At 72.9% G+C, this 23,863-nt stretch carries 20 protein-coding genes; 11 read left to right on the top strand and 9 right to left on the bottom strand.

The window, feature by feature from the left end; all coding sequences use genetic code 11:
- Positions 1-27: 27 nt before the first annotated feature.
- Together glgB and QOZ86_RS17625 are read left to right on the top strand one after the other, a co-directional pair.
- A complete protein-coding gene (gene glgB / locus QOZ86_RS17620) occupies positions 28-2,928 on the top strand; it encodes a 1,4-alpha-glucan branching protein GlgB (protein ID WP_284493279.1) in 2,901 nt (966 codons plus the stop codon).
- Between the two features lie 122 nt (positions 2,929-3,050).
- Positions 3,051-4,442: a neutral zinc metallopeptidase gene (locus QOZ86_RS17625; RefSeq protein WP_284493280.1), complete on the top strand. Its 1,392-nt coding sequence runs from the start codon at positions 3,051-3,053 to the stop codon at positions 4,440-4,442.
- Positions 4,443-4,457: 15 nt separating this feature from the next.
- Here the strand turns inward: QOZ86_RS17625 and QOZ86_RS17630 are convergent, their stop codons facing one another.
- The 4 genes from QOZ86_RS17630 to QOZ86_RS17645 all read right to left on the bottom strand — a co-directional run bounded on the left by QOZ86_RS17630 (position 4,458) and on the right by QOZ86_RS17645 (position 9,559).
- Positions 4,458-5,414: a tetratricopeptide repeat protein gene (locus tag QOZ86_RS17630; RefSeq protein WP_284493281.1), complete on the bottom strand. Its 957-nt coding sequence runs from the start codon at positions 5,412-5,414 to the stop codon at positions 4,458-4,460.
- A gap of 225 nt (positions 5,415-5,639) precedes the next feature.
- A complete protein-coding gene (gene icmA / locus QOZ86_RS17635; RefSeq protein WP_284493282.1) occupies positions 5,640-7,319 on the bottom strand; it encodes a coenzyme B12-dependent isobutyryl-CoA mutase large subunit in 1,680 nt (559 codons plus the stop codon).
- Positions 7,320-7,358: 39 nt separating this feature from the next.
- Positions 7,359-7,886, bottom strand: coding sequence for a MarR family winged helix-turn-helix transcriptional regulator (locus QOZ86_RS17640; RefSeq protein ID WP_284493283.1), 528 nt, complete (start codon positions 7,884-7,886; stop codon positions 7,359-7,361).
- Between the two features lie 194 nt (positions 7,887-8,080).
- Positions 8,081-9,559: a phytoene desaturase family protein gene (locus tag QOZ86_RS17645; protein ID WP_284493284.1), complete on the bottom strand. Its 1,479-nt coding sequence runs from the start codon at positions 9,557-9,559 to the stop codon at positions 8,081-8,083.
- 134 nt (positions 9,560-9,693) lie between these two features.
- Here QOZ86_RS17645 and QOZ86_RS17650 point away from each other — a divergent pair, with 134 nt between their 5' ends.
- Both QOZ86_RS17650 and QOZ86_RS17655 read left to right on the top strand, forming a co-directional pair.
- On the top strand, positions 9,694-10,185 hold the full coding sequence (locus QOZ86_RS17650) for a hypothetical protein (protein ID WP_284493285.1): 492 nt from the start codon (positions 9,694-9,696) through the stop codon (positions 10,183-10,185).
- Positions 10,182-11,129, top strand: coding sequence for an HTTM domain-containing protein (locus QOZ86_RS17655; protein WP_284493286.1), 948 nt, complete (start codon positions 10,182-10,184; stop codon positions 11,127-11,129). Before QOZ86_RS17650 ends, QOZ86_RS17655 begins: the two co-directional genes overlap by 4 nt.
- Here QOZ86_RS17655 and meaB read toward each other — a convergent pair.
- Both meaB and QOZ86_RS17665 read right to left on the bottom strand, forming a co-directional pair.
- Positions 11,093-12,118 (bottom strand): methylmalonyl Co-A mutase-associated GTPase MeaB, encoded by a 1,026-nt coding sequence (gene meaB / locus QOZ86_RS17660; RefSeq protein ID WP_284493287.1) that lies wholly within the window; start codon positions 12,116-12,118, stop codon positions 11,093-11,095. The two genes, QOZ86_RS17655 and meaB, sit on opposite strands and share 37 nt — an antisense overlap.
- A gap of 97 nt (positions 12,119-12,215) precedes the next feature.
- Positions 12,216-13,406: an acetyl-CoA C-acetyltransferase gene (locus QOZ86_RS17665; RefSeq protein WP_284493288.1), complete on the bottom strand. Its 1,191-nt coding sequence runs from the start codon at positions 13,404-13,406 to the stop codon at positions 12,216-12,218.
- Between the two features lie 212 nt (positions 13,407-13,618).
- On the opposite strand from QOZ86_RS17665, the gene mce reads away from it, so the two are divergent.
- The 6 genes from mce to QOZ86_RS17695 all read left to right on the top strand — a co-directional run bounded on the left by mce (position 13,619) and on the right by QOZ86_RS17695 (position 19,531).
- Positions 13,619-14,092 (top strand): methylmalonyl-CoA epimerase, encoded by a 474-nt coding sequence (gene mce / locus QOZ86_RS17670; RefSeq protein ID WP_284493289.1) that lies wholly within the window; start codon positions 13,619-13,621, stop codon positions 14,090-14,092.
- Positions 14,093-14,212: 120 nt separating this feature from the next.
- Positions 14,213-15,544 (top strand): crotonyl-CoA carboxylase/reductase, encoded by a 1,332-nt coding sequence (gene ccrA / locus QOZ86_RS17675; protein WP_284493290.1) that lies wholly within the window; start codon positions 14,213-14,215, stop codon positions 15,542-15,544.
- Positions 15,545-15,735: 191 nt separating this feature from the next.
- Entirely contained in the window at positions 15,736-16,941 is a 1,206-nt protein-coding gene (locus tag QOZ86_RS17680; RefSeq protein WP_284493291.1) for a coiled-coil domain-containing protein, read from the top strand.
- A gap of 104 nt (positions 16,942-17,045) precedes the next feature.
- On the top strand, positions 17,046-17,957 hold the full coding sequence (locus QOZ86_RS17685; RefSeq protein WP_284493292.1) for a hypothetical protein: 912 nt from the start codon (positions 17,046-17,048) through the stop codon (positions 17,955-17,957).
- A gap of 85 nt (positions 17,958-18,042) precedes the next feature.
- Complete coding sequence (locus QOZ86_RS17690) at positions 18,043-18,900, top strand: DUF4397 domain-containing protein (RefSeq protein ID WP_284493293.1); 858 nt, start codon at positions 18,043-18,045, stop codon at positions 18,898-18,900.
- Between the two features lie 10 nt (positions 18,901-18,910).
- Positions 18,911-19,531 (top strand): class F sortase, encoded by a 621-nt coding sequence (locus tag QOZ86_RS17695; protein WP_284493294.1) that lies wholly within the window; start codon positions 18,911-18,913, stop codon positions 19,529-19,531.
- Positions 19,532-19,643: 112 nt separating this feature from the next.
- Here QOZ86_RS17695 and QOZ86_RS21340 read toward each other — a convergent pair whose 3' ends face one another.
- From QOZ86_RS21340 to nucS, 3 genes are all read right to left on the bottom strand, one after another.
- On the bottom strand, positions 19,644-19,967 hold the full coding sequence (locus tag QOZ86_RS21340) for a hypothetical protein (protein WP_489433519.1): 324 nt from the start codon (positions 19,965-19,967) through the stop codon (positions 19,644-19,646).
- A 3-nt stretch (positions 19,968-19,970) separates the two neighbouring features.
- A complete protein-coding gene (locus tag QOZ86_RS17705; RefSeq protein WP_284493296.1) occupies positions 19,971-21,752 on the bottom strand; it encodes a 3-hydroxyacyl-CoA dehydrogenase family protein in 1,782 nt (593 codons plus the stop codon).
- Between the two features lie 74 nt (positions 21,753-21,826).
- Positions 21,827-22,498, bottom strand: coding sequence for an endonuclease NucS (nucS, locus tag QOZ86_RS17710; RefSeq protein ID WP_284493297.1), 672 nt, complete (start codon positions 22,496-22,498; stop codon positions 21,827-21,829).
- A 109-nt stretch (positions 22,499-22,607) separates the two neighbouring features.
- On the opposite strand from nucS, the gene QOZ86_RS17715 reads away from it, so the two are divergent.
- Entirely contained in the window at positions 22,608-23,831 is a 1,224-nt protein-coding gene (locus QOZ86_RS17715; RefSeq protein WP_284493298.1) for a sensor domain-containing phosphodiesterase, read from the top strand.
- The last annotated feature ends 32 nt before the right edge of the window (positions 23,832-23,863 follow it).

Here is a 23,863-nt window from a genome sequence, read left to right on the forward strand (position 1 = left end):
CCGAGAACGGACGAGGACGGCGAGACGATGACGACCGACGACCGAGGCGAGAAGCCCGTGGCCGGCAAGGACGATCTGCAGCGCGCCGTGGATCGGAAGGTGGCCGAGGCCGAGGCGGCCGCCGGCGGCCCCGTGGTGAACGCCGAACCGGCGAAGAAGACGACGAAGCGCGCCACCGCGAAGAAGGCACCGGCCACGGCTGCGGGAGACGCCGCCGACAAGCCGCCCAGGAAGACCGCGGCCGCGAAGAAGACGGCCCCGGCCAAGGGGGCGGCCGCCGCCGACACGAAGGCCACCGCGGCCAAGCGGACGACGGCGAAGAAGGTGGCGGCCGCGCCGACGGCGACCGAGGCCACGCCCGAGCCCGGCAGCGAGGACACCGAGATCACCGCCAACCCGGTGGTGGCCCCGGCGCCGATCGCCGAGCCCGGGTCGCCCAGCGGCGCGCCCGCCGAGCAGCCGGAGGCGCCCAGCCCCGACCCGGCCGAGCCGAGCACCCCCCAGGCGCCCGGCGAAGGCGCCGGCAGCGAGCCGCCCCGGGACGCCGGCTCCGCCCAGCCCGCTGCCCCCGTCGAACCGGTCCCGGCCGACGCCCCGTCGCCCGGCGTGGCGGCCGGCGCGGACACCGACGGGCCGGCCGGTGGCACCACCACGGTGGCGGAGATCCGGCAGCTCACCGAGGAGTACCTGCGCGCGATCGTCGAGGGCTGGTCCCGCGACCCGCACGCGGTGCTCGGCGCGCACCGGACCGGCACGGACTGGGTGGTGCGGACGCTGCGCCCCGACGCCGTCGCCGTCGCCGTCCTGGACGAGGACGGCACCCGCTACGACGCCACCCGGTTGCACGACGGCGGGATCTACGAGGCGACCCTTCCCCGCCAGCCCGGTGACTACCGCATCGAGGTCGTCTACGGCGACGGTGACGCCACCACCACCCACACCGTCGACGACCCGTTCCGCTGGCTGCCGACGCTCGGTCCGATGGACGAGCACCTGATCCGCGAGGGCCGGCACGAACGGCTCTGGGAAGTGCTGGGCGCGCACGTCCGGCGCTACGAGACGCCCCGCGGCACGGTCGAGGGCGTCTCCTTCGCCGTCTGGGCGCCCAGCGCCCGCGGCGTCAAGGTGACCGGCGACTTCGACTACTGGGAGGCCCGCGCCTACCCGATGCGGCACCTGGGGTCCTCCGGCGTCTGGGAGATCTTCATCCCCGGCGCCCAGGTCGGTAGCCGGTACCGCTACCACGTCCTCGGCGCCGACGGCACGTGGCGGGAGAAGTCCGACCCGCTGGCCTTCGCCACCGAGGTCCCGCCGCTGAACGCCTCGGTCGTCACCGAGTCCACCTACGAGTGGAGCGACGACGAGTGGCTGGCGAAGCGGGCCGAGGCCGGCTGGCACGCCCGCCCGATGAGCGTCTACGAGGTCCACGCCGGCTCGTGGCGGCAGGGCCTGTCCTACCGCGAGCTCGCCGACGAGCTGGTCGACTACGTCGTCTCGGCCGGTTTCACCCACCTCGAGTTCATGCCGCTGGCCGAGCACCCTTTCGGCGGCTCCTGGGGCTACCAGGTCACCTCCTACTACGCGCCCACGTCCCGCTTCGGCAGCCCCGACGACCTCCGCTACCTGATCGACCGCGCCCACCAGGCCGGGATCGGCGTCATCGTCGACTGGGTGCCCGCCCACTTCCCCAAGGACGAGTGGGCGCTGGCCCGCTTCGACGGCACGCCGCTCTACGAGCACGGTGATCCGCGCCGGGGCGAGCAGCAGGACTGGGGCACGTACGTCTTCGACTTCGGCCGCTCCGAGGTCCGGAACTTCCTGGTCGCGAACGCGCTGTTCTGGTGCAAGGAGTTCCACGTCGACGGCGTCCGCGTCGACGCCGTGGCCTCGATGCTGTACCTCGACTACTCGCGCACCGAGTGGCTGCCCAACAAATACGGCGGGCGGGAGAACCTGGAGGCGGTCGCCTTCCTGCAGGAGTTCAACGCCACCGTCTACCGCGAGGTGCCCGGCGTGGTGACCATCGCCGAGGAGTCCACCGCCTGGCCGGGGGTCACCCGGCCGACGCACCTGGGCGGGTTGGGCTTCGGCTTCAAGTGGAACATGGGCTGGATGCACGACTCGCTCGCCTACGTCGAGCGGGAGCCGGTCTACCGCAGCTACCACCACGGCCAGCTCACGTTCTCGATGCACTACGCGTACAGCGAGAACTACGTCCTGCCGATCAGCCACGACGAGGTCGTGTACGGCAAGGGCTCGATGCTGCGGAAGATGCCGGGTGACCGGTGGCAGCAGCTGGCCAACCTGCGCGCCTACCTCTCGTACATGTGGGCCCACCCGGGCAAGCAGCTGCTGTTCATGGGGTCGGAGTTCGCGCAGGACTCCGAGTGGGCCGAGAGCCGCTCGCTGGACTGGTGGCACCTCGACGACCCCGCCCACCGCGGCATGCTCCAGCTGGTCACCGATCTCAACGGCCGGTACAAGGAGATCGACGCGCTCTGGTCGCAGGACGTCGACCCCGCCGGCTTCCAGTGGATCGATGCCAACGACGCATCGGGCAACGTGCTGTCGTTCCTGCGCTTCGGTGCGGCCGAGGAGCCCGGCGACGGCCCCGGCAACAACCCCGATGACGAATCCGGCAACGACGCCGACGACGAATCCGACGGCGAGTCGGCCGCCGCGCAGGGGTCCGCGCTGGCCTGCGTGGTCAACTTCTCCGGCTCCCCGTACCACGAGTACCGGATCGGCCTGCCCCGCCCCGGCCAGTGGCGCGAGGTGCTCAACAGCGACGCGGAGGGCTACGGCGGGTCCGGCGTCGGCAACTACGGCGGTGTCGAGGCAGTGGCCGAGCCCTGGCACGGCCAGCCGTACTCGGCGACCATCTCCGCTCCTCCGCTGGGCACGGTCTGGTTCCTGCACGAGGGCTGACCGCCTCTCCGGCGCGCCGCCCCGCGGCGCGTCGGAGATGGCCGGGGCCACGGCGTAGCGGGCATGCTGTTCGGCGCCCGTCCGGCCGCACGGGCGGCCGCGCGCACGTGGAGGACCTCCGGATGAGACAGCTGCTGCTCCGTGCGGGCTGCGTGGCCCTCGCCGGCGTGCTGCTCACCGGCTGCGCCTCCCCATCGGTCCGCGGGCAGGCGTCCCCGGGCCCGGGTGAGCCGGTCGACGTCCCGGCCGAGGAGTTCCCGATCACCGGGGTGAGCGAGGAACCCATCGACCAGTTCGCCCGCAACGCGCTCGCCGACCTCGACGCCTTCTGGTCGCAGGCCTATCCGGAGTTCTTCGGGGAGCAGTACACCCCGCTCCAGGGCGGCTACTTCTCGGTGGACTCCGTGAACCTGGACGAGAGCGCGTACCCGGAGACCGGCATCGGCTGCGAGGGTTCGTACACCGCTCCGGAGTACGTGGCCGGCAACGCCTTCTACGACGCCGTCTGTGACGTCATCGCCTACGACCGCTCGATGCTGCAGGAGCTCGCCGCCGACTACGGTCGCTTCCTGGTGCCGGTGGTCATGGCGCACGAGTACGGCCACGCCATGCAGGGGCGCTTCGGTTTCGCCGCGTCGGGACGCAGCATCCAGGACGAGACGCAGGCCGACTGCCTGGCCGGCGCGTGGACCCGCTGGGTCGCCGACGGCCGGTCCGACCACCTGACGCTGCGGGAGCCCGAGCTCGACGACGTGATCCGGGGCTTCCTCCTGCTCCGCGACGACGTCGGGAGCGACCCCGACGACGTGGAGGCGCACGGGTCGTACTTCGACCGTGTCTCGGCCTTCTACGACGGATTCGACACCGGCCTGGCCACCTGCCGCGACGCGTTCGGCGCGGACCGGCTGTTCACCGCCGCGGAGTTCACCCCCGGCGACCTCGACCAAGGCAACGCCGGGTTCGAGGACATCGTCGACTGGGTGGGCACCACGCTGCCCGCGTTCTGGGGCGAGGTGTTCCCCGCGGCTCTCGGCGCCGAGTTCGATGCGCCCGGGATCGAGGGCTTCCAGGGCGACGCCCCCGACTGCGACGGGCTCGACGGCCGCGACCTGGGCTACTGCGCCGACGACGGCACCGTCTACATCGACGAGAGCGACCTCGCCGTCCCGGCGTACGACGAGATCGGCGACTTCGCGCTGGCCACCGCCATGGCCCTCCCCTATGCCCTGGCGGTGCGCGACCAGGCCGGCCTCTCGGTCGACGACAGCGCGGCCACCCGGTCGGCCGTCTGCCTCACCGGCTGGTACGAGGCGCAGTGGTACACCGACGCGTTCGGCGACCTGCTCGAGGCCGAGATCAGCCCCGGGGACCTCGACGAGGCCGTCCAGTTCCTGCTGCAGTACGGGGTCGACGACCGGGTGTTCCCGAACGTCGACATCTCCGGCTTCCAGCTGGTGGGCGCTTTCCGCGCCGGCTTCCTCGACGGCGGCGAGGCGTGCGACCTCGGCCTCTGAGCAAGGACCCCTGGCTCAGAACAGCGCGGCGGTGAGCTGCCGGCGGGCCTGGTTGACCCGGGGGTCCTGGTCACCCACGACGGCGAACAGCTCGACCAGGTGCTTGCGTGCCTGGTCGCGGTCCTCACCCGCGGTGCGCCGCACCACGTCCAGCAGCCGGTCGAACGCGGCGTCGACGTCACCGGTGCCCAGCAGGTAGTCGGCCGCGCGGGTCTGCGCGGCGACGTCGTCCGGTGCGGCTTCGGCGGCGGCCAGCGCGTCGGGACCGGCCTCCTCGGCGCGCCGGAACAACTGCACCTGACGCAGCGCCAGCGCCGCGTCGGGGTGGTCGGGCTCCTCGGCGAGGATTGCCTGGTAGGCCGACTCCGCAGCGGCGAGGTCACCGCGCTCCAGCGCGGCCTCGGCCGCGTCCAGGCGGGGGTCGTCGGCTTCCTCGGGCGCGGCGGCCCCGGGGATCGCGCCCCCGGTGGTGGCCTGCACCAGCTCCGTGACGAACTGCCGCGCCTGCTCCTCCGGGATGGCGCCGGTGAACTCGGCGACCAACTGCCCCTGCCACACGGCCTTCACCGCGGGGATGCCTTGCACGCGCAGCCCCTGGGCCAGCGCCGGGTTGGCCTCCACATCGACCTTCGCGAGGACCCACGAGCCGCCGCCCTCGACGGCCAGCGCCTCCAGGACCGGGGACAGCTGCTTGCACGGCCCGCACCACTCCGCCCACAGGTCCAGCACCACGGGCACCTGGAAGGAGCGGTCGAGCACCTCGGCCTGGAACGTGGCTTCGGTGACGTCGACCACGGCGCCACCCGGTGTCCCCGCCGGGGCATCGGCGCTCGGCGGTGGGGCCGCCTGGGCGCGCGCGGCGGCCTCGGAGCGCGCCTTGACGGCGGCGAGGTCCACCGCGCCGGCCATCGCGGCCGCCATCTGGGCCTGCTGGGCCTGCGTGCGCGGGTCAGGATGTCCGGGTCGAGTCATATGTCCATTGTCGCCCTCCGGGCTCCGACCGCTGCCAGGCGCCTTCCCGGACCGGCGTGGAGCCCTTCTGCCGCACCGCCCGGGGAACCTCCGGCCCCGCCGTGCGGCACGACCCCCGCAGGGCGGCTCGCTCGCCGTACCGCGACGGGAGTGCCGTCCCCTACTGCCTGCCGCGTCTCCGCGGCTCCTCGCCGGGGACCCTCCGGGCCCCGCGACGAGGCCCGCTCAAAATCTCGCGGGCTCGGTGTAGCCGCCCCACTCCGCGCGCAGGGCGTCGCAGATCTCACCGAGCGTGGCCTCGGCCCGGACCGCGTCCAGCATGGCCGGGATCATGTTCTGCTCCGTCCGGCCGACCTCGACCATGCGTGCCACGGCGGCCCGCGCGGCGGCGTCGTCCCGGTGCTGCCGGCGGCCCGCCAGCTCGGCTTTCTGGTCCCTCTCCACCTCGTGGCTGACCCGCAGGATCTCCAGCTTGTCGTCGGCGTCGACCGAGCCGGTCAGGGTGTTCACGCCGACGACCTTCTTGTCACCCTTCTCCAGCGCCCGCTGGTAGACGAACGCCGCCTCGGCGATGTCGCCGGTGAACCAGCCGTCCTCGATGCCCCGGAGGATGCCCGACGTCATGGTGCCGTCGCTGCCCATGCCCGTGATGCGAGCGAAGATCGCCTCGGCCTGGCGTTCCATCTCGTCGGTCAACGCCTCGACGTACCAGGAACCGCCGAGGGGATCGGCCACGTTCATCACGCCGGTCTCCTCGGCGATGACCTGCTGGGTGCGCAGGGCGATCTGCGCCGCCTTGGCGCTGGGCAGCGCGAGCACCTCGTCGAGGGCGTTGGTGTGCAGCGACTGGGTGCCGCCCATGACCGCCGCCATCGCTTCGATCGTCGTCCGGACGATGTTGTTGTCCGGCTGCTGGGCGGTCAGCGAGACGCCGGCCGTCTGGGTGTGGAACCGCAGCTGCTGGGCCTTCTCCGTCGTCGCCCCGTAGACGTCGCGCAGCCAGCGGGCCCAGATGCGACGCGCGGCGCGGAACTTGGCGATCTCCTCGAAGAAGTCGATGTGCGCGTCGAAGAAGAAGGACAACCCGGGGGCGAACGTCTCGATGTCCAGGCCGCGGGAGAGGCCGAGCTCCACGTAGGCGAAGCCGTCCGCCAGCGTGTAGGCCAGCTCCTGCGCAGCGGTCGAGCCGGCCTCGCGGATGTGGTAGCCCGAGACGCTGATCGGCTTGTAGGCCGGGATGTTCTCGGCGCAGTACTCCATGAGATCGCCGATCAGGCGCAGGTGCGGCTCGGGGGCGAAGAGCCACTCCTTCTGCGCGATGTACTCCTTGAAGATGTCGGTCTGCAGCGTGCCGTTGAGCGACTCGACTGCCGCACCTTGTCTTTCAGCGGCCACCAGGTACATGCAGAACACCGGGACGGCGGGGCCGCTGATCGTCATCGACGTCGTCGTGCCGGCCAGGTCGATGCCGTCGAACAGGACGTCCATGTCGGCGGCGGTGTCGATCGCGACCCCGCAGTGCCCGACCTCGCCGAGGCTGCGCGGGTCGTCGGAGTCGCGCCCCATGAGGGTGGGCATGTCGAACGCGACGGACAGGCCACCGCCGCCCTCCGCGAGGATCATCCTGTAGCGCTCGTTGGTCTGCCGGGCGTTGCCGAAGCCGGCGAACTGGCGGATCGTCCACGGCCGTCCGCGGTAGCCCGTGGCGTGCAGCCCTCGGGTGAAGGGGAACTCGCCCGGATAGCCGATGCGCTCGAAGTTCTCGACGGCGCTCTCGTCGGCCGGGCCGTAGACCGGCTGCACCTCGTCACCGGAGAGCGTGGTGAAGTCGGCGTCCCGGACCCGCCCCGCGGCCAGCGCCGAGTCGTACCGCTGCTGCCACCGCTGCCGGGCGTCCTGGGTCATGCACAGATGCTAGGACGTCCAACTATCGTGTGTCGACCGTCACCCCACAGGATCGCCGTCCCCCTGGTGGACGTCGCCGGCGCCCAGCCGCACGGCCCGCAGGATGCCGAACAGCTGCTCCCGCTCGGCTCGGGAGAGCTCGGCGAGACCGAAGTCCAGCGCGGTCAGCGCCCTCGTCGCCTCCTCCACCACCGTCCGCCCCCGCTCGGTGATCGCCGCCAGGACGCCGCGCCCGTCGGCCGGGTTCGGCCGACGGTCCACGTAGCCGGCGGCGACCAGCCGGTCGATGGCGTTGGTGACGCTGGTCGGGTGGACCATCAGCCGGCTGCCGACGACCTTCAGCGGCAGCTCTCCCCGTCGGCTGAAGGTGAGCAGCACGAGCACCTCGTAGCGGGCGAACGTCAGGCCGTGCGGCTTGAGCACCTCGTCGAAGCGGGCGAGCAGGATCTGCTGCACCCGGAAGACCGACGTCGCCGCACGCATGGCCGAGGCCGGACCGAAGCGCTGCTCCCACGTCTCCCCGGCCCGCTCGATCGGGTCGAAGGGCAGCCCCAGCGGTCGGACCATGCGCGGAACGCTACCGGCCCCGATTTCCGCCTGGTGCCGCCGATCTGCGCACGGCGGCGGTTATCAGCGCCTCATAACCGCCACCATGCGCATCCGCGCGGCTGACGGCTGTCACGTATGAACGCGGTTATCCGGCTGCGATAACCGCGCTCGTGCGCATAACGGCGACGATCGGCCCAGGCGCGGTCGACGGATCAGGAGGCGGCGGGGCGCAGCGGCGGGATGTCCCGGACGCCGAAGACTTCCCGCAGCGCGACGCGGGCGGCGTTGTCGCCGCAGGCACCGTGCACCGCAGGCCCGGGCGGGGTGGCCGCCGACGCCAGGTACACACCCGTGACCGGTGTCTTGTAGGTGTTCCACCGGGGCACGGGCCGGGCCAGCATCTGCCACAGCGTGGTCTGGCCGTTCGAGATGTCCCCGCCCAGGTAGCTGGGGTTCCACTGCTCCATCTGGACGGCGGTCTTCGTGCACCGCTCCAGCACGGTGTCGCGGAAGCCGGGCGCGAAGCGCTCGATCTGGTTCTCGATGGCCTCGGTCATGTCGACGTCGGAGCCGTGCGGCACGTGCACGTAGGCCCAGAAGATGTGCCCACCCTCGGGCGCGCGGGTGGGATCGGGCACCGTGGGCTGCACCGCGAGGACGTACGGCCGGTCGGTGATCCGGCCCTCGTTCGGGGCCCGCTCGCCCGCGATCGTCTCGTCGAGGTTCCCCGCGACGTGGATCGTCCCCGCGCGCCGCACGTCGGGATTCGCCCACGGCACGGGTTCGGAGACGATCCAATCGATCTTGAAGACGCCGGCCCCGTGCCGGTACCGCTCCACCCAGCGGCGGTAGCCCTGGTTGAGCCGGTCCCCCGCCATCGTGACGAAGTCCTCGGGCGCGGTGTCCAGCAGCACGGCGGGCACGCCCTCGAACTCCCGCAGGTCGGTCACCCGGTGGCCGGTGACCACCTCACCGCCCTGCTCCTCGAGCGCGGTGACCATCGCGTCGGCCAGCTTCTGCGACCCGCCCTCGATCACCGGCCACCCGACGTGGTGGGACAGCATCGCCAGCAGCATGCCGAGCGCGGAGGTCAGCGGCTGGGTGAGGTCGAGCATCCCGTGCGCCCCGGCGCCCGCGACCAGCGCCCGCCCCTCATCGGTGTCGAAGTAGCGGTGCGACAGCCAGCGCACGTTGGGCAGGCCGGTCAGGCCGAACTTCACGACCTGGGCGACGCTCTTCGTGGGCAGCGATCGCAGCCGGCTGGTCAGGAAGAAGTCGACGATGTCGGTGCCGTGCTCCACCAGCGGTTCGAACAGCCGGCGGTACGCATCACCGTCGGCACCCAGGCCGGCCGCGGTCTCCTCCAGCGACCGGAACGACAGCGCCGCTCCCCCGCCGTCCAGCGGGTGGGCGAAGTTGACCTCCGGGTGCACGAAGCGCACACCGCGGCTCTCGAGGTCGAACTCCCGGAAGAACGGCGCCGCGACGGCCAGGGGCTGCACGGTCGAGCAGACGTCGTGGTGGTAGCCGGGGCGCATGAGCTCCTCGGTGCGCATCCCACCGCCGGCGCGCTCGCCGGCGTCCACCACCTGGACCCGCAGGCCCGCGGCCGACAGGCGCAGGGCGGCGGCCAGGCCGTTCGGCCCCGCCCCGATGACGACGGCGTCCGGTCGTCCCGCAGCCGCGCTCATCCGGCGATCCTCACGAGGGCACGGAGCAAGCGCAAGTTCGCGGTCGGCGGGTCGACTGTGACGGCTGTGCCGCCCCGGCGGGCAGCCGCGCGCGGCAGCCCCCTTCCGGCACCGGCCCGTCCTAGCCTGCCCCCGTGTCGCTCCACTCCTCCCCCGCGCCCGCGGCGGAGCCGCCCGTGCTCCGGCTGCCCCCGGCCGCGCGCCGAAGGCGGCTGGCCGCGACGGTCGTCGTCCTGGCTCTGCTGTTCGCCGGCACCCTGTTCGGCGACGACGACGAGTTCCCGTTCGGCCCCTTCCGGATGTACTCGACCCGCGCCGACCCGGACGCACCCGTGGTCTCCACCCGCACGGTGGGGCTGACCGCGACCGGCGAGGAGGTCCGGCTGTCCGGCGGTCAGGTCGGGCTCCGCCGCGCGGAGTTCGAGGGGCAGCTGGACCGGATCCAGGAGGACCCGGAGCTGCTGGGCCTGCTCGCCGAGGCCTTCGCCGACGCCCATCCGTCCGCGCCGGACCTGGTGGCCGTGCAGGTGGTGCAGCGCCGGATCGAGCTGGTCGACGGCCGGCAGACCGGGACGTGGACCGACCGGGTCCTGGTCGAGCACGAACTGGAGGACGAGGGCGCATGAGCACATCGACGTCCCCGAGCGCACCGCCGCCGGACCGCTGGTGGTTCCGGCCGGTCCCGCTCGCCCGCATCGCGGTCTTCCGCGCGATCGCCTACCTGTTCGTCCCGGTCGACGTCTTCCTCACCACCGCCTGGGTCAAGGCGCATGCCGACGTGCCCGTCGAGTGGTACGACCCGCTGCTCATCGGCCGACTGCTGGACCTGCCCACCCCTACGCACACCGTGGTGGTGGTCGTCCAGTGGTCTCTGGTGCTCGCCGCCCTCGCCGCCGCGACCGGCCGGGCACCGCGGCTGCTGGGCACCGCCGTCTTCCTCCTCTACATGGAGTGGATGGTGATCGCGATGAGCTACGGCAAGGTCGACCACGACCGGATCGCCTACCTGGTCGCGCTCGCGGTGCTGCCGACCATCGGGCGGGCCCGGTTCCGCGACCGGCGTCCGTCCGAGGCCGCCGGTTGGGCCATGGCCGCCGTGCTCGTGACGATCATGCTGACGTACTTCTTCGCCGCCTGGGCCAAGATCCGGTTCGGCGGCCTCGACTGGCCGACCGGGGCAACGCTCACCCGTGCGCTGGTGCGCCGCGGCACGGATCTGTCCGAGTGGACCCTCGACGTGCCCTACCTGCTGGCGACCGCGCAGTGGGTGATGCTGATCCTGGAGTTCGCCGCCCCGCTCATGCTGCTGGTGCGCAGCGACCGGGCGCGGATCGCCCTGGCGGTGTTCCTGCTCGGCTTCCACGTCATGGTCTACGCCGGCGTGCAGATCATCTTCCTGCCGCACTGCGTGGCCATCCTGTCGATCCTGCCGTGGGAACGGCTGACCGCACGGCGCCGGGCGCCGACCGAGCCGTCGGTCCCGGAGGTGAGCCCGGCGCGGGCCTGTTGCGCCGACCCGGCCCACGGGCGCCGTCAGAGCCGGCCGAGCAGCTCGTCGGCGGCGCGGTAGGGGTCGGTGCCCCCGCTCACCACCTCGTCGGCAAGCGCGCCGAGCGCCGCGGAACCGCGCACGTCACCCATCCGCCCGCGCAGCGTCGCCAGGGCGATCGCCTCGATCTCCCGGGCCGCCCGCTCGCTGCGCCGGCGGCGTCCCTCCCCGGAGGCCTCCAGCCACTGGCGGTGGTCCTCGATCTCCGCCAGCACCTCCTCGACGCCGTTGTCGGTGTCGCGGGCGGCGACGGTGCGGCAGATCGGGGGCCGCCAGTGACCGGCCTCGGAGTGCCGGCCACCGAGGGAGAGCATGTAGCGCAGGTCGCGCACGGTCTGGTCGGCGCCGTCCCGATCGGCCTTGTTGACGACGAAGACGTCGGCGACCTCGAGGATGCCGGCCTTCGCCGCCTGGATGCCGTCGCCCATGCCGGGGGCCACCAGCACCAGCGTGGTGTCGGCCAGCGACGCGATCTCCAGTTCCGACTGGCCCACCCCGACGGTCTCGATGAGCACGACGTCGCAGCCGGCGGCGTCCAGCACCCGCAGGGCCTGCGGGGTCGCCCACGAGAGGCCCCCGAGGTGGCCGCGCGAGGCCATGGAGCGGATGAAGACCCCGCCGTCGCCGGCATGGTCCTGCATGCGCACGCGGTCACCGAGCAGCGCGCCACCGGAGAAGGGCGACGACGGGTCGACGGCGAGCACGCCGACGCGCTTGCCGGCCTGACGGAGGGCACGCACCAGCGCCGTGGTCGACGTCGACTTGCCGACCCCCGGTGAGCCGGTCAGCCCGATCACCTGGGCGGAGCCCGTGTACGGGGCCAGGGCCGCCGCCACCTCGCGCAGGGCCGGGCTGGCGTCCTCCACCAGGGAGATCAGCCGCGCCACGGACCGGGCGTCGCCCTTCCGGGCTCCCGCGACCAGCGCGGGGACGTCGACGGCACGGCGACTCCGCCGCCCCTTCGGCGCGGCGGCAGCCTCCGTCTGGACCGCGAGACCGTCCGAGGTCACGCCACCTCCTCGCTGTCCCCCGCAAGCGGGAGGTGTCCCCAGTGCGTCAGCCGCGTGCCCTGGACTGCTCCGCCCTCTGGTGGACTCGCGAGCTCGTTCACCCCTTGGCGGGCACGTGCAGGATCAGCGCGTCGCCCTGGCCGCCGCCGCCGCACAGCGCCGCGGCGCCGACACCGCCACCGCGGCGGCGCAGCTCCAGCGCGAGGTCGAGGACGATGCGCGCGCCGCTCATGCCGACCGGGTGGCCCAGGGCGATGGCGCCACCGTTGGGGTTGACCTTCTCCGGGTCGATCCCGAGCTCGCGGGTGGAGACGATGCCGACGGCGGCGAACGCCTCGTTGAGCTCCACCAGGTCCAGGCTCGTGGGCGCGATGCCCTCGCGCTCGCAGGCCTTCTGGATGGCCCGCGACGGCTGGCTCTGCAGCGTCGCGTCCGGCCCGGCCACGACGCCGTGCGCGCCGATCTCGGCGATCACGGTGCAGCCCAGCTCGGCGGCCTTCTCGGCGCTCATGACCACGACCGCGCAGGCGCCGTCGGAGATCTGCGAGGCGGTGCCCGCGGTGATCGTGCCGTCCTTGGCGAACGCCGGCTTGAGCTTGGAGAGGCTCTCGGCCGTGGTGTCCGGACGGATGCCCTCGTCCTCGCGGAACTCGATCGGGTCGCCCTTGCGCTGCGGGATGAGGACCGGGGTGATCTCCTCGTCGAAGATGCCGTCCTTGGCGGCGCGCGCGGCCTTCTGGTGGCTGGCGGCGGCGAACTCGTCCTGCTCCTCGCGGGTCAGGTCGTACCGGCTGTTGGCCTGCTCGGTGAGCACGCCCATCGCCACCTGGTCGAAGGTGTCGGAGAGGCCGTCGTGCGCCATCGAGTCGACGAGCTTGGTGTCGCCGTACTTGGTGCCGGTCCGCGAGTTGGCGAGGATGTGCGGGGCCTGGGTCATCGATTCCATGCCACCGGCGACGACGACGTCGAACTCGCCGGCGCGGATGAGCTGGTCGGCCAGGGCGATCGCGTCGAGACCCGAGAGACACACCTTGTTGAGCGTGAACGACGGCACGGACATCGGGATGCCACCGGCGACCGCCGCCGGGCGGGCGGGGTTCTGGCCGGCACCGGCCTGGATGACCTGACCCATGATCACGTAGTCCACCTGGTCGCCGGAGATCCCGGCGCGCTCCAGCGCGGCCTTGATCGCGACACCGCCGAGGTCGGCCGCGGAGAAGTCCTTGAGCGAGCCCAGCAGCCGGCCCATCGGGGTACGGGCGCCGCTGACGATGACCGAGCGGGACATGCTGCCTCCAGGGGCGGGCCGCCGCCGTTGGCGACCACGTTGTCGGGACGCATCGCGACGGCGGGAACCGGCGCGGCGTCGGGCCTCCCCGGAAGGATAGGACGGCGCTCGGGCCTGCGGCAGGGCCACTTCTGTGGCCGGCGTCACGCCGGACGGGTGATGCCCACCACACCGAGCTGTCGTCCGGGACGTCCTGGCGTCAGGATGCCCGGGTGACCACCAACGACGCCGATCACAGCAGCGCCGCCGGCCTGCCCGCGGAGCTGTTCACCACCATCGACCACGTGGGCATCGCCGTGCCGGACCTGGACGAGGCGATCACCTTCTACGCCCGGGCCTTCGGGGTGCGCTCCGTGCACGAGGAGACCAACGAGGAGCAGGGCGTCCGCGAGGCCATGCTCGCCGTCGGCTCCGGCGACACGCGCATCCAGCTGCTCGCGCCGCTGACCCCGGAGTCGACCATCGCGAAGTTCATCGGCCGCTCCGGCCCGGGCCTGCAGCAGCTGGCCTTCCGGGTCGACGACGTCGAGGCGGTCAGCGCCACGCTGCGCGAACGCGGCCTGCGTCTGCTCTACGACGTGCCCAAGCGCGGGACGTCGGACAGCCGGGTGAACTTCATCCACCCGAAGGACGCCGGCGGCGTCCTGGTGGAGCTCGTCGAGCCCGCCGCGAAGCCCGCCCACTGACCGACCACACGGGCACGGCTACCGACCGGTAACCTCGCTCTCCGCTTCCCCCCGCACCACCCCACCGCAACCGCCCTCCGAGCCCGGCCGACGACGGCCGCCGATGACCCGGGAGTACGCGTGAACGAGATCAGGGACGCCATCCTCGGCGACCAGCTGGATGCGTTGGCAGGCCTGGCCGTGCCGGAGTCCTACCGCGCCGTGCTGGTCCGCAAGGACGAGCAGAACATGTTCGAGGGGATGTCCACCAAGGACAAGGACCCCCGCAAGTCGCTGCACGTCGAGGAGGTGGCGACCCCCGAGCTGGGCCCGGGCGAGGCGATCGTCGCCGTCATGGCGTCCTCGGTGAACTACAACACCGTCTGGACCTCCATCTTCGAGCCGGTCTCGACCTTCGGCTTCCTGGAGCGCTACGGCCGGGTCTCCGAGCTGACCAAGCGGCACGACCTGCCCTACCACGTGGTGGGGTCCGACCTGGCCGGCGTCGTGCTGCGGGTCGGGCCCGGCGTGAACAAGTGGAAGCCCGGCGACGAGGTCGTCGCGCACTGCCTGTCCGTGGAGCTCGAGGACCCGGCCGGCCACGACGACACGATGATGGACCCGGAGCAGCGGATCTGGGGCTTCGAGACGAACTTCGGCGGCCTCGCCGAGCTGGCCCTCGTCAAGAGCAACCAGCTCATGCCCAAGCCGGCCCACCTGTCCTGGGAGGAGGCCGCAGCGCCCGGACTGGTCAACTCCACCGCCTACCGGCAGCTGGTCAGCAAGAACGGTGCGGCCATGAAGCAGGGCGACACCGTGCTCATCTGGGGCGCCTCTGGCGGGCTGGGGTCCTACGCCACCCAGATGGCGCTCAACGGCGGCGCCATCCCCGTCTGCGTCGTCGGCAGCCCGGAGAAGGCCGAGATCGTCCGCAAGATGGGCGCCGAGCTGGTCATCGACCGCTCCGCCGAGGGCTATCAGTTCTGGAAGGACGAGAACACCCAGGACCCGAAGGAGTGGCAGCGCCTGGGCAAGAAGATCCGTGAGCTGACCGGGGGCGAGGACGTCGACATCGTCTTCGAGCACCCCGGCCGGGACACCTTCGGCGCCAGCGTCTACGTCGCCAAGAAGGGCGGGACGATCGTCACCTGCGCCTCCACCACCGGGTACATGCACCAGTACGACAACCGGTACCTCTGGATGAACCTCAAGCGGATCGTCAGCTCGCACTTCGCCAACTACAAGGAGGCGTGGGAGGCCAACCGGCTCATCGACAAGGGGCTGATCCACCCGACGCTGTCGAAGGTCTACCCGATGGAGGAGGTCGGCCAGGCGGCCTGCGACGTCAAGGGCAACCTGCACCAGGGCAAGGTCGGCGTGCTCACCCTCGCTCCCGAGGAGGGGCTGGGCGTCAAGGACGCCGAGAAGCGCGAGAAGCACCTGGCGGCGATCAACCGCTTCCGCGGGGTCTGAGGAAGGACCCTCTTGCCCCCCCACCGCTCGCACGCTCGCGGTGGGCCCCTGCAAGAGGGCCACGGTGGGGCCGGCCGCACGCCGGCCCCACCGGGCACCGTCCGGCGTGTCGCGCGAGGTGCCCGGGACAGGTGTGATTCGACCACCCAGGGAACGGTGACGAGCCCCTCGCCTTCTGCGAGGATGAACCCATGAGCGACTCCCGCGATCTGCCGATGCACGAGGCGCAGCACTCGTTCGACGTCGTCCTGCGGGGATACGACCGCAGCCAGGTGGCCGACACCATCGAGCGGCTGGAGGCGGACTTCCGCATCGCGCTGGCCGATCGCGACGCCGCGGTCGCCCGCTCGGCCGACATGTCCGGCCAGCTGTCGGCGCTGCACGGCGAGATCGAGTCACTGCGGCGCAAGGCCGCCACCGCCGCGGCCCCGACCTTCGAGAACATCAGCGAGCGCATCCAGCACATGCTGCAGCTCGCCGAGGAGGAGGCGGGCGAGATCCGCCGCGCCGCCGAGATCGACGCCATGGCAGTCCGCGAGCAGACCGCCGCCGAGGAGCGGGCCCTGCTCGAGCGGCACGCGGCCGGGCAGGCCGAGATCGAGCGGATGATCGCCGAGGCCCGCCAGGGCGCCGAGCAGATCGCGCAGAAGGCCCAGATCCGCGCCGACGAGCTGGTCGCCAAGGCACAGGAGCGGGTCGCGCGTCTCGACGCCGAGTCGCAGGCTCGCCGGGCGAAGGTCGAGGAGGACTTCGAGATCGCCCAGCGCGCCCGCCGCGCGGAGGCCGCCCGCGCCGAGGAGGAGCGGGAGCGGGTCTCCACGCAGGCTGCCCGCCAGCGGATCTCGGCCGCCGAACAGCACTCGGCCCAGCTCGTCGCCGAGGCAGAGGCCCGCGCCGAGGCGATCCGCGAGGTCCGGGACGAGCTGACCAGCCGGCTGCTCCAGGCCCGCCGGCTGCTGGACACCCTGCCCGACCTGGGCGACCGTCCCCAGCAGCCCCAGGACGACGCCGGGGCCACCGACCGGCGCACCGAGCCGGCTACCGGGAACGCGGAGCCTGCGGCGGAGGACGCGCCCGTGGCGCAGACCGCCAGGCCCGCCCCGTCCCACTCACCGGCCCCGGTCGCCGGACCGCAGACCGGGCAGCAGCCCGCGGTCCACGTACCCCAGGGCGAGGCCGCGGCAGCGCGGCAGCCGACCCGTTCCGACCCGGTGACCGCCACGTTCGCCACCGGCCAGCGCGCGGGCGAGCCCCCGACCCGGCAACTGCCGCTGCCGCCGCGCCCCACCTCCGCACCGTCGGAGTCCACCGCGGACTCCATGGCGGGCGCCACGGCCGCTCCGGCCGCGAACCCGGCCACCCAGTCCATCGACCAGCCGGTCCGGGCCCAGGGCTGACGCCGGTGGCCCACCAGCCGCGGTAGCGAGCCACCGCACCACCGCACGCGCGGGCCAACCGGCGCGGCGGGCAGAGCCGTCCACGGACGCCGGGAGGAGGTGCGGTGCCGACCCGACGTGCACGGCACCGTCCCCGGCACCGCGCCGGGGGGCCGCTCGACGCGACCCTCGGCGGCCGGCGCGGGCAGCTTCTCCTGCTGGTGGCGCTCGTCGCGGTGCTGACCGCGGCGGCGGTCGCCCTGGTGGCGGGGCCTGACCAGACGGACCGGTCCGTCGCCCCGGCGACGAACACCGTCCCCGGAACCGGACCCGGAACCGCCTCCACAACCGCATCCGCATCCGGCACCGCCACGCAGACCACCGCTCCGGCTGCGGCGGCCCTCCTGGACTGGGCCGACCGCGAACTCCCTCCCGGCACACACCTGCGCGCCGAGGGGAACGTGCGCGACGACCTGCTCGCCGCCGGAGCGCCCGACGACCTGGTGGCGACCGATCGGCCCACCGGCCCGGACGACCTCGTCCTCACGGTGACCGACGGTGCCGCCGAGCCCGGCGGCCGGGTGGTCGCCCGCTTCGACGGCCTCGTCCTGGGCGACCCCTCCCCCGGCACCCCCACGGTGGAGCACCTCGAACGGCGCCGGGCGCTGGCCGAGGCGGTGCTGGCCAACCCCACGACGCGCGCCCCGGAGCAGGCCGCCGCGGTGCTGCGGTCGGCCGACGTGGACATGCGGCTGCTGTCCCTGCTAGCGGTGCTCACCGCCCGGGAGGGCCTCGGCGTGGCCGCCTTCCCGCGGGCCGAGGGAGCCGAGGGGCCTGCGCGCACCGTGCTGCTCGGCGCCGTGGGGAGCGCGCCGGTCGGCGCCGGCGACGCGGCCACCGCGGAACTGCTCACCTGGCTGGAGGCCCAACTCCCGCCGTTCGCCCCCGACCGCGTCGAGGTCACGGACGAGGGCGTTCTGCTGTCGTACCGCTACGCATCGGACCCCGACGCGCTGGTCGCCGAGGCGTCCCCGTGACGCTCGGTTGGACAGGAGTCGCGTGGAGTGGGCGAATGGACCCCCAGGACCGTTTCCGGTCCGTTCCCGACCTCCTGGAGGAACTGTGGACCGGTTGACCCGTCTGCTGTCCGTCGCCGCGCTGAGCGCCGGCTTCCTGCTCGTCGCCCCCGCCGGAGCGGGCGCCGCCGCCGAGGAGGACGGACTGCTGCGCCTGGCCCACCTCTCGCCGGACACCCCGGCGGTCGACGTGTACGTCGACTCGGTCGCCGACCCGGGCGACGGGACGGCGCTGCTCACCGTGCCCGGCGTCGGTTACGGGACCATCTCCGACTACCAGAGCGTGCCCGCGGGGGTCTACACGGTGAGCATGCGGCAGGCCGGCGCCGACCCGACCGCTCCGCCGGTGCTGTCGACCACCGTGGAGATCGACCCCGGCGACGCTCGCACCGTCGCCGGGGTCGGCCGCTTCGCCGACCTCGGCCTGGAGGTGCTCGAGGACGACCTCACGATCGCGCCGTCCGGCCAGGCCCGCGTGCGGGTCATCTCCGCCGCAGCTACGGCACCGACGCTGGACGCCGCCGTCGGCGGCACGGACCTGGCCACCGATCTGGCCTTCGCCGAGGCCGGCGACTACGCCACCGTGCCCGGCGACGTCGGCTCGTTGCAGCTCACGGTGGACGGCGAGCCCACCGAGTTGCCGCTGGACCTCGCCCCGGGCTCCGTGTACAGCCTCTTCGTCCTGGACCGACCCGAGGGCGGGCTGACCGTGCGCACGGTCCTGGACGCCGCGGGCTCGGGCGTGGTGCCGACCGGCGGCGTGGAGACGGGAGCCGGCGGTACCGCGGCCGGTGAGCTGGACCCGGCCGTCGTGGGCGGTGCCGTGGGTCTGACGATCCTCACCGGCCTGCTGCTGGCACGGCGGTCGGGCCGCGGTCCGGCCCGGCACGCCGCCCGCTCCTGAGGCGCGCCCGGTGAGCTGCCACCGTCGGCCGCGGCGGCCGGTGCAGCCGCTGCTGCGGCTGCTCGCCGGCACCGCGCTGGTCGCCGGCACGGTCGCGCTGACCTCTCCCGGCGGGAACGTCCCCGCGGCGGGGGCCACCGCGGCCGCGCCGGCCCCCGTGGTGGCCGGGTCCGGCACCGTCAGCACGGCCGCGCCGCCGGTCCGGCTGCGGGTTCCGGCGATCGGCGTGGACAGCCCGCTTGTCGAGCTCGGCATCGACGGCGTCGGCGCGCTGGTGCCGCCCGCGGACTTCGCCCGCGCCGGTTGGTTCGCCGGAGGACCGGCCCCCGGTGACGTCGGGCCGTCCGTGATCGCCGGCCACGTCGACTCCAGGGACGGGCCCGCGGTGTTCTTCCGGCTGGACGAACTGGTGGCCGGCGACGAGGTGCTGGTCGACCGCGCCGACGGCACGACGGCCCGTTTCACCGTCACCGGTGCCGACCGCTTCCCGAAGGACCGGTTCCCGACCCAGGACGTCTACGGCCCGACACCCCGCGCCGAGCTCAAGCTGATCACCTGCGGCGGGGATTTCGACCGCGAGCGGCGCAGCTACCGTGACAACGTCGTGGTGACCACCCGCCTCGTGAGCTGATGGAACGGCCACCCTTCAGGGCCCCGACGCGAGCCTGGTGACGTACTGGAACGGCCACCGTTCAGGGTCCCGCGCCGAGCTTGCGAGGCGTGGGGAGAAGGGTGGTCCTCTTTCAGCGGCGACGGTCGCGGGCCCGCCAGCAGGCTGTGTGCCAGTGCCGCCGCCAGTCGGCGGCGGAGTCGACGTCCCAGGGTTGGAGGTCGGAGTTCCGGGCGTACGCCGGCCAGGTCACCACGTGCGGGGTGCCGGGACGGATCTCCTGGTCGCAGCCCGGACAGCGGTAGGTCTTACCGGTCGCCGCCCCGGTGATCGCGCGCACCACCCAGTCGCCGTCCCCGGCTTCCTCGACCTGCTCGACGCGACGCTGCCGGGATTCCCGCCCACCCGGCTCACGATCCGAAGATCGTGGACCGGCCCGGGGGCGACGACGGGGCACGCGTCAGCGGCTGGCGTAGTCCCGGAACCCGCGGCCGGTCTTGCGGCCCAGGTAGCCGGCGGTCACCAGGTGCTCGAGCAGCGGGGCCGGGGCGAAGCCGGGCTCGCGGAACTCGGTGTAGAGCTCCCGCTCGATCGCCAGGGAGACGTCGAGGCCGACGACGTCGAGCAACTCGAACGGACCCATCGGGTAGCCGCAGCCGACCTTCATGGCGGCGTCGATGTCATCCGCGGTCGCGTAGTGCGCCTCGAGCATCTTCACCGCGTCGTTCAGGTACGGGAAGAGCAGGGCGTTGACGATGAAGCCTGCCCGGTCGGTGCACGAGACCGCGTGCTTCATCAGCTGCGCCGAAACCGCGTGCACGGTCGCCGCGACGGCGGGCGCGGTGGAGATCGTCGAGACGACCTCCACCAACTTCATGACCTGCGCCGGATTGAAGAAGTGCATCCCGATTACGTCGGCCGGGCGGCCGCTGGCCTTGGCGCACTCGATGACCGGGAGGCTGGAGGTCGTGGTGGCGAGGACGGCACCCGGCTTGGCGATCTCGCCGAGGTTGGCGAACAGTGCCTCCTTGACCGGCAACGACTCCACGACGGCCTCGATGACCAGGTCGCTGTCGGCGAGGTCGTCCAGCGACGTGGTGCCGGTGACCCGGCCGAGGATCTCCTCCCGGACGGCCTCCTCGAGCCGCCCGCGGACCACCTGCTTGTCGAGCGACTTGGCCAGCGCCGTGCGGACCGCCTCGACCTTCTCGGCCCCGCGGGCGACGAAGACCACGTCGAAGCCGCCCTTGGCCACGACCTCGATGATGCCGGTGGCCATCGTGCCGGAGCCGACGACGCCCACGGTCGACACCGGCCGGGCGCCCTCGGCGGCGCCGCCGGGAGTCGGGGTGGCCGCGTCGGGGACGACCTCGGCGGAGCCGGCCTCGGCGTAGGTGTAGAAACCGCGGCCGACCTTCCGGCCGAGCAGCCCGGCGGTCATCATCTGCTTGATGACCGGGCTGGGTGCGTGCAGTCGGTTGCGCGACTGCTTGTACATCGTGTCGAGGATCTCGTAGGCGGTGTCGATGCCGATGAGGTCCATGAGAGCCAGCGGCCCCATGGGCAGGCCGCAGCCCAGTCGCATGGCGGCGTCGATGTCCTCACGGGTGGCGTAGCGGTTCTCGTACATGGCGACCGCGTGGTTGAGGTAGCCGAACAGCAAGGCGTTGGCGATGAAGCCCGCCTTGTCGCCGATCGTCACGTCGACCTTGCCGAGCCGCTCGGCCAGCGCCTCGACGTCCTCGACCACCGACGGCTCCGTGACGACGGTGCGCACGACCTCGACGAGCTTCATGACCGGGGCCGGGTTGAAGAAGTGCATCCCGATGACCTTGCTCGGCCGGCCGGTGACCACCGAGAGCTCGGTGACCGAGAGGCTCGAGGTGTTCGTCGCCAGGATGGTGTCCGGCGGGCAGATCTTGTCCAGCTTGGCGAAGACCTCGGCCTTGAGCTCCATCCGCTCGGGAATGGCCTCGATCACCAGCTCCGAGCTCGCCAGGTCCTCCAGCGAGGTGGTGAACCGGATCCGTTCGAAGATCGCGTCGCGCTCGGCGGCGTCCAGCTTCCCGCGGGCGACGGCCCGGTCGGTGGACTGCTCCACGTGACCCCGGCCACGCGCCAGCGCCCCGTCGGTGACCTCCACGGCGGTGACCGACAGACCCGCCCGTGCGAGCACCTCCACGATGCCGGCACCCATGGTGCCCAGCCCCACGACGCCGACCTCGTTCAGTTCCCTGGCCACGCTGCCATCTCCTCCCACCGCCGGTGATCGCGGGGAAGTCTCTCACCCGCCGGTCGCGGGAGGACGTGGTCCTCCTAGAAGAGGCGCTGGGTGGGATCGTCGGTGCCCTTCAGGACGGCGTAGTCGACGGTCACGCAGTCGATGCCGCGGTCGGTGGCCAGCACGCGGGCCTGCGGCTTGATCTCCTGGGCGGCGAAGACCCCGCGGACCGGCGCCAGCAGCGGGTCGCGGTTGAGCAGTTCCAGGTAGCGGGTCAGCTGCTCGACACCGTCGATCTCGCCGCGGCGCTTGATCTCCACGGCGACGGTGGTGCCGCCGGCGTCGCGACACAGGAGGTCGACCGGCCCGATCGCCGTCGGGTACTCGCGCCGGACGAGCGACCAGCCGGCACCGAAGGTCTCCACGTGCAGGGCGAGCAGGCGCTGGAGCTCGGCCTCGACGCCGTCCTTCTGCAGCCCCGGGTCGACGCCGAGCTCGTGGGAGTGGTCGAGCTCGACCGCGTCGATCGTGATGACCAGCTGCTCGCCGGCCTTGTTCGTCACCGTCCACGTGCCCGCCCCGTCCACGAGCTCGTCCATGAGCGTGCAGGGTGGGGTCATCCAGTTCAGCGGCTTGTAGGCGCGGTCGTCGGCGTGGATGGACACCGAGCCGTCGGCCTTGACCAGCAGCAGACGGGTCGCCATCGGCAGATGGGCGGTGAGCCGACCGATGTAGTCGACGGAGCAGCGGGCGATGACCAGACGCACGGGCGACGACGGTACCGGTCGGGCACCGGACCCGGAGGACCCACCGGTTACGGAAAGAGCCGGACCGGAAGTCGTGGTGGCGGAGCGCACATCCGCCCAGAATGGGCCCGTGCCGCCTCCGCGGGGAACCACCACGGCTGCTGCATCCGACGGCCGGCTCGCTGACGACTGGGTGCACTGGCTGCTCGATGCCGCCCGCGCCCGGCTCGGCATGGAGATCGCCTGGGTGTCCCTGTTCAGCGAGGGGCGCCAGCTGATCACCTCCGCCACCGGCGATCTCGACGCCATGAACGTGCAGGAGGGCATGAGCGCCCCCTTGGCGGGGTCGTACTGCGTGCGGGTGCTCAGCGGCCAGCTCCCGCCGGTGGTCACCGGCGCGGCCCGCGACCCCCGCACCCGGGACCTGTCGGTGACCAGCGACCTGGGCATCGGCTCCTACGTCGGCGCACCCGTGCGGGGGCAGGACTCCCGCCCCGTCGGCATGCTCTGCTGCCTCAGCCGCGACCCGGGCACCCAGCTGGACGGCGAATCGGTCCGCACGGTGGAGCTGCTCGCCGACCTGATCAGCGACCACCTCCAGCACGCCGGTCCGGAGACCGGCCGTGACCTCGCCGCCCGCCGAGCCCGGGTGCGCGCCTTCCTGGAGCGCGGCGCCGTCGAGATCCACCTGCAACCGGTGGTCGACATGGTCACCGGCGCGGTCGCCGGGCACGAGGCGCTCAGCCGTTTCCCGGCGTGGGGAGGCGACGGACCCGCGGACCTGTTCAGCGAGGCCGCCGCCACCGGCGTCGGCGTCGAGCTGGAGGAGGTCGCCGTCCGCGCCGCGCTGCTGGAGGCCGGCCGGCTGCCCGGTGATCTCACGCTGGCGATCAACCTCTCGGCCGACGCGTTGCTGTGCCCGGCGGTGGTCGACGTGCTCCTGGACCACGCGGGCTGCCCGCTGGCCGTGGAGATCACCGAGCACAGCCCCGTCGAGGACTACCCGGCCGTCATCGCGATCACGAGGCGGCTGCGCCGCGCCGGAGTCGCCATCAGCGTGGACGACGCCGGCGCCGGGTACGCCAGCCTCCAGCACATCCTCCGGCTGAACCCGGACGTGATCAAGCTGGACAGCGGCCTGGTGATGGGCCTGCACACCGACCGCGCCCGCCAGGCCATGACCTCGGCGATGGTCGCGTTCGCCGGCGAGACCGGCGCACGCCTGGTCGCCGAGGGGGTGGAGGAGGCTGCAGAGCGGGACACCCTGATCGCGCGCGGCGTCCGGTACGGGCAGGGATACCTGTTCGGCCGGCCCCGTCCGGCCGGCGACGTCCTGGCCGCCCACGGCCGGTAGCGCGGGAGCCGGCGGGCCGGAACCTCTCCTGC

It is taken from the genome of Blastococcus capsensis, from assembly GCF_030165005.1.
Classification (GTDB): domain Bacteria; phylum Actinomycetota; class Actinomycetes; order Mycobacteriales; family Geodermatophilaceae; genus Blastococcus; species Blastococcus capsensis.

Coding starts and splice junctions, on each gene's coding strand:
- glgB (WP_284493279.1), top strand. CDS start 28: ATGACGACCGACGACCGAGGCGAGAAGCCCGTGGCCGGCAAGGACGAT.
- QOZ86_RS17625 (WP_284493280.1), top strand. CDS start 3,051: ATGAGACAGCTGCTGCTCCGTGCGGGCTGCGTGGCCCTCGCCGGCGTG.
- QOZ86_RS17630 (WP_284493281.1), bottom strand. CDS start 5,414: ATGACTCGACCCGGACATCCTGACCCGCGCACGCAGGCCCAGCAGGCC.
- icmA (WP_284493282.1), bottom strand. CDS start 7,319: ATGACCCAGGACGCCCGGCAGCGGTGGCAGCAGCGGTACGACTCGGCG.
- QOZ86_RS17640 (WP_284493283.1), bottom strand. CDS start 7,886: ATGGTCCGACCGCTGGGGCTGCCCTTCGACCCGATCGAGCGGGCCGGG.
- QOZ86_RS17645 (WP_284493284.1), bottom strand. CDS start 9,559: ATGAGCGCGGCTGCGGGACGACCGGACGCCGTCGTCATCGGGGCGGGG.
- QOZ86_RS17655 (WP_284493286.1), top strand. CDS start 10,182: ATGAGCACATCGACGTCCCCGAGCGCACCGCCGCCGGACCGCTGGTGG.
- QOZ86_RS17665 (WP_284493288.1), bottom strand. CDS start 13,406: ATGTCCCGCTCGGTCATCGTCAGCGGCGCCCGTACCCCGATGGGCCGG.
- QOZ86_RS17680 (WP_284493291.1), top strand. CDS start 15,736: ATGAGCGACTCCCGCGATCTGCCGATGCACGAGGCGCAGCACTCGTTC.